General features: G+C 36.6%; 2 protein-coding genes. Both read right to left on the bottom strand.

Features of this window, described 5'->3' with window-relative positions:
* Positions 1-139 precede the first annotated feature (139 nt).
* Positions 140-1,099 (bottom strand): IS3 family transposase, encoded by a 960-nt coding sequence (locus QZT26_RS17590; RefSeq protein WP_295104046.1) that lies wholly within the window; start codon positions 1,097-1,099, stop codon positions 140-142.
* Entirely contained in the window at positions 1,096-1,422 is a 327-nt protein-coding gene (locus tag QZT26_RS17585; RefSeq protein ID WP_295104044.1) for a transposase, read from the bottom strand. The genes QZT26_RS17590 and QZT26_RS17585 overlap by 4 nt, the downstream gene beginning before the upstream one ends.
* Positions 1,423-1,499 lie beyond the last annotated feature (77 nt).

Genomic DNA, 1,499 nt, shown 5'->3' with positions numbered 1-1,499 from the left:
CACTTGGTTTTGCAGGTAAGCACGTTTACACTAGCGATGGCGGAGCTAATTGGAATTTTATTACTTTTTTAGGTGGAAGCGAACCAAACTGTATTGGTTCAGCGGGAAATGGAAATTGGTGTTAATTAAATAAGGTAGATTAGCTTGCATATCTAACCTCAATTCTTTTCAATTTAGCTTCTTTAAGTTTTCGTTCTCTTACTTTCAGCTTTTCTTCAACTCTGTCAATAAGAAAGTCTTCAGGTGTTAAATAAAATAACGAACTGTGAAGTCTTTTATTATTGTAGTAATCAATATAAGATGAAATCTGTTTACGTGCATCATCAAGATTGATTAAAGAGGTTTTCATTAAGCAGTCCTGATGAATAGTTCTGTGGTATCGTTCGATCTTGCCATTACTCTGAGGATAAGCAACAGAGGTTCTTATATGCTGAAGTTCTAGAAGTTTCAAATATTCAGCAAAGTCTTTGGAAATAAACTGAGGACCATTATCTGAAATGATTCTTGGCTTTATGCCGGGGTACTTCTCTAAAGCTCTCTGCAAGGTTAACTGGACATCAAACTGTTGCATACTTCGTCTTAGTTCGTGATGAACTATATATCGTGAGTAACCATCAATAACAGAAATAAGAAACAGAAAAGTTCCGTGATAGTTAACATACTTGATGTCAGTATGCCAGTGCTGGTGAGGAGCTGTTGGCTGATTAAAGCCACCTCCTTTGGAAGAGCTTTTAACTTTATTCCACCTGTTAAGTAAGCCGGCAGCTTTAAGTATTCTGTAAGTAGTAGCAGGCGAAACAGCAACAACATTATCATCAATCATCTTGTAAGTAAGGCGTCTGTAACCTTCTACGGGATGAGATTTAGCATAGACAATAATGGCTTCCTTCTCCCAGTCCAGGCACCAATGTTCCTTGGGAGTCTTTCCATTATGGTTATTTTCTACTCCTTTCCTCTCAATCCAAGAATAATATTTACTGGAACTAATGCCTAAAAGAGGAATGATACCTTTAAGCGGAATATCAGTCTTCGGTCTTATGAAGTTTACAAACTCCACAACATTATCTCTTACCTCAGGTTCAACCCACTTGCTGGTCATATCTCCCCATCTATACTTTTTTTTATTTCGATGTTTTCTTTAAGCAGAAAGGCTATCGCCTCCTCACGATCTCTTAATTTAGACTGAAGCTTTTCAATCCTTTTCTGTTCTAGGGAGGTTTGTTTCTGATTAACTGATTTACTCTGAAAAATATCTTTAGCATACTCAAAGAGTTTTTTCTTCCAGTTATAGATGTCGTTAGGGTGAACCTGGTACTTTTCAGCAAGCTGGCTGATGGGAAGATTGTTTTCAAGAAGTTCTCTCAGGATAAGAACTTTCTGTTCGGGTGAATAGTGCTTTCTTTCTCTTTTTGTTTCGGACATTAGAATTTCCTTTCTATTTTTACATTAAACAAAATTACGAAATTCCATTTCCTTCTGAAGCGTTACATAAATAGCAT

Source organism: uncultured Candidatus Kuenenia sp., assembly GCF_900696675.1.
Classification (GTDB): Bacteria; Planctomycetota; Brocadiia; order Brocadiales; family Brocadiaceae; genus Kuenenia; species Kuenenia stuttgartiensis_A.
This window is presented reverse-complemented; position numbering and strand designations above follow the sequence as displayed.